General features: G+C 40.2%; 4 protein-coding genes. 2 read left to right on the top strand and 2 right to left on the bottom strand.

The features are described 5' to 3' along the window. The coding region (locus tag ACZFYI_RS17700) for an endonuclease MutS2 (RefSeq protein ID WP_462525452.1) at positions 1–1,293 on the bottom strand (1,293 nt) is incomplete at its 3' end. Beyond that, complete coding sequence (locus tag ACZFYI_RS17695; RefSeq protein WP_462525451.1) at positions 1,290–1,640, bottom strand: DUF4296 domain-containing protein; 351 nt, start codon at positions 1,638–1,640, stop codon at positions 1,290–1,292. The genes ACZFYI_RS17695 and ACZFYI_RS17700, both read right to left, overlap by 4 nt. A 124-nt stretch (positions 1,641–1,764) precedes the next feature. On the opposite strand from ACZFYI_RS17695, the gene ACZFYI_RS17690 reads away from it, so the two are divergent. Both ACZFYI_RS17690 and ACZFYI_RS17685 read left to right on the top strand, forming a co-directional pair. After that, positions 1,765–2,643 carry a DUF58 domain-containing protein gene (locus ACZFYI_RS17690; RefSeq protein WP_462525450.1) on the top strand — a complete coding sequence of 293 codons (879 nt, stop codon included), beginning with the start codon at positions 1,765–1,767 and terminating at the stop codon, positions 2,641–2,643. A 19-nt stretch (positions 2,644–2,662) separates the two neighbouring features. After that, positions 2,663–3,421, top strand: a 759-nt coding sequence (locus tag ACZFYI_RS17685; RefSeq protein ID WP_462525449.1) for a hypothetical protein, incomplete at its 3' end; no start/stop codon positions are given.

Below are 3,421 nucleotides of genomic sequence, written 5' to 3'. Positions count from 1 at the left end.
TTGAGGTTCCGTGCCTGTACCGAATTCATCGATGAAAAGTATCGTTTTTTTGTCAGCAAACTCAGTGAAGTATTTCATACTCATCAAATGCGAACTATATGTACTCAGGTCATTTTCGATATTCTGCTCATCACCGATATCAATAAAAAAATTATCAAATAAAGAACAGGTAGAATGACTGTCCATAGGAACCAAAAGCCCACATTGCAGCATGTATTGTACTATGGCTACGGTTTTCAAAGTGACGGATTTACCGCCTGCATTGGGTCCCGAGATCACCAAGAGTCTTCTATTATGATCTAGAGAGATATTTAAAGGAATGATTTTTTTATGCTGCTGTTTCAGTGCAAACTCCAATAACGGATGTCTTGCATTGCTCCAATCGAGCTGTCTTTCTTTTTTTAGGATTGGGCGGGAAGAGTTGGTCTTGATCGCAAATTTGGCTTTGGCTCGGATAAAGTCCACCATCCCAAGGAAATGATAAGCCCTTCTCAGTTCAGGAATATTTGGTCTCACCGCATCTGTGAGTTTGGTGAGAATCTTTTGGATTTCCCTTTTTTCCATGTATTCCAAGTCCTTCAGCTCATTGTTGATGTCCAAAACCTCCGCAGGTTCAAGATAGATAGTCTGACCGGTGGCAGATTCATCGTGGATAAAGCCTTTGATTTTTCTCTTGCTTTCAGCCAAAACCGGAATCACCATCCTACCGCCCCTGATCGTCACAGAAGCATCCTCAGGTGTTAAACCTTTTGCTTTGGCATCCCTGAATATGCGGTCCAACACCTTTCTCAACCTGTTCTCTTCATACAAAATCTGTGACCGGATCAGAGAAAGTTCCTGAGAGGCATTGTTTCGGATTTTCCCTTTTTCGTCGATTATCCTCTCAATGGCCTTGAGGACAGTATTGTCCAAAGCCACCAATCCAAGCAAATTGAACAAATTAGGGTAAGCCTCTTCATGGTCTTTAAAAAATTCAATACACCTGCTGAGGGTAAAAAGCGAGAGTCTCATTTCATGAAATTCATCCTCATATAGAAAATTCCCTTCGATTTTTGCTTTCTCCAGATAAGGATAAATATTTGTGAAATTAGAAGAAGGGAATAATTCTCCTGATTCTAAGATGGCTTTGAATTCGGCTGTTTGGTCCAAAAGCTTTCCCACAAGATTGGGATCCTTCGAAAAACCCATTTTATCCACAAAATCCATCCCAAGCGGACCGGTACAAGCCTCCTTTAACAATTCCCGTATTTTGGTAAAATTGATTTTCTCTTCGAGGTTTTTAGGGTAAATCATGGATTGGGATTAGGGTTTCTTGCTTTTTCTACCACATGAAGAGAATCAATCGTCCTGGCATAAATCCTATCCATAGTCTCTATGTTCAACATGTAGTATTCCAAACTCTTTTTGAAAACAGTATCAGCTACATCATGTTTCAAAAAAACCTCATTTTCAAAATAAGGGTATAATACCCTTGAGGAATCATAATGAATAGGAAATGATGAAACCAAACCTTCCGCCAAATGGATGTCAATAAGGACTTCCACCATTTTATCTTCGGAAAGGATGCCTTCGGGGATTTTTTGCCTGTTGCAGGAAAAACCTGCAAAAAGCAGAAGGATAAGAAAGATTTTATTTTTCACAGTCCAAAATTAATCAATTCCGACAATGAACAAGAAAATTGATTGGTTTACCTTACATCCGATGATCACATATCGTTTTTTAATTCAATTATCAACCTTAATTTAGGCCTTTGAAAAATCAGCCATGAACGAACTGCTCAAAAAACTCAGAAGGTACGAGATTATAATCCGGAAGGTGGTAAACAGCCAGCTTCAGGGTGACTATCAATCCATCTTCAAAGGGGCGGGTTTGGAATTTGATGACCTTAGGCCTTACCAATATGGCGATGATGTCCGTACGATTGAATGGAAAGTCTCCGCCAAGGGCCATGGTACTTTTGTCAAAACTTTTAGGGAAGACAAAGACCAATCTGTTTATTTTCTAATTGATATCAGCGGGTCACAGGATATCGGTCAGGAAGGGAAAAAGAAAATTGATATCGGAAAGGAGATCGCCGGCGTTTTGACTTTGGCCGCCGTATTTGAAGGAAGTCAGGTGGGATTGATTTCTTTTTCAGACCAAAAAGAAAAAATTATTCTTCCTGGAAAAGGCCCGAAGCAGAGTGTGAAAATCATTCAAGGTATATTTGGCCATAAAAACATTTCCCAAAAAACGAATCTGAAAGAAATGTTCATGTTTGCGCTGAACCTTATTAAGAAGAGAAGCATTGTCATCGTGATCTCTGATTTCATCGATGAAGGATATGAGAGACCATTCAAAGCTTTGGCCCAAAAACACGATCTAGTGGCGATTCAGGTGACCGACCCAAGGGAAGCAGCATTGCCTGCCCTTGGCATCATTCCTGTCTATGACAAAGAAGAAGGGAGAACGACTTGGGTAAACACCGCCTTTGGTAGCTTCTCCAAAAAAATCTCAGACACATTCACATCCGAAAGGGAGCATCTAAAAACCATTTGCAAGAAAAACCAGATCAATTATTTGGGAATCAGCACCAAGGAAGACATTGTCATTCCGTTGATAGAATTATTCAAAAACCGTAACCGGACAATGAAACGTGGGTAAAGTATTATTCTTCTTTTGTATGATCAGTTGCTTGCTGATCCCCATGGAGGGCCAATCTCAGGACCTTGAGGTGGAGGGGTATTTTATGCAGGATTCGGCCAAGCTTGGTGAAAGAGTCGCCTATGTTCTCAAAGCAAAATCAAAACCCGGCGTCAATATCGTATTTCCGGATTCGACACATAATTTCTCTCCTTTTGTCCTTTTGGAGAAAAAATCCTTTATCTCTTCCACCCAAGAGGATGTCACTATAGATTCGGTTGTTTATTATGTGAGCAATTTTTCACTTGATCCCGTGGCCACACTCTCCCTGCCTGTTTACGAAGTATTCAGGTTTGACAGTTTGAAACACAAGCCTTTGGAAGCAGGGTTGGCATTGAAACTGACCATAGACCCTCTTCCTGAAGAGTTAGGATTTAAGGACAATAACGTATATCAGCCAATTCCGACAGAATTCAACATTGTGGTTTTGATGATTGTCTTGGGAGTTATTGTAGTTTTGGCAATTGTTGTTTTGGTGATTTTTGGCAAAAAGATCAAAAAACAGTGGGAAAATTGGAGGGAAAAACAAAAATACAAGCGCTTTGTCAAAAGGTGGAATGCAGCTGAAACAGCTTTTGCAACTTCTCCGGACATGGCCCAAGCTGATGAACTCCTTGGTCTTTGGAAAACTTATATGGAGCACCTCAATGACAAACCTTTCAGAGAGTGGACTACAACTGAAATTTCCGAATTCCTTGATAACAAAGAAATCATCAAAGATTTTAGGGCCATAGAAATG

Source organism: Aquiflexum sp., from assembly GCF_977115555.1.
The sequence above is the reverse complement of the archived record's forward strand: the minus strand, read 5'-3'. Positions and strand labels throughout refer to the sequence as shown.

Excerpts from the sequence above, each read along its gene's own strand:
- ACZFYI_RS17690 (WP_462525450.1), top strand. The coding sequence starts at position 1,765 with ATGAACGAACTGCTCAAAAAACTCAGAAGGTACGAGATTATAATCCGG.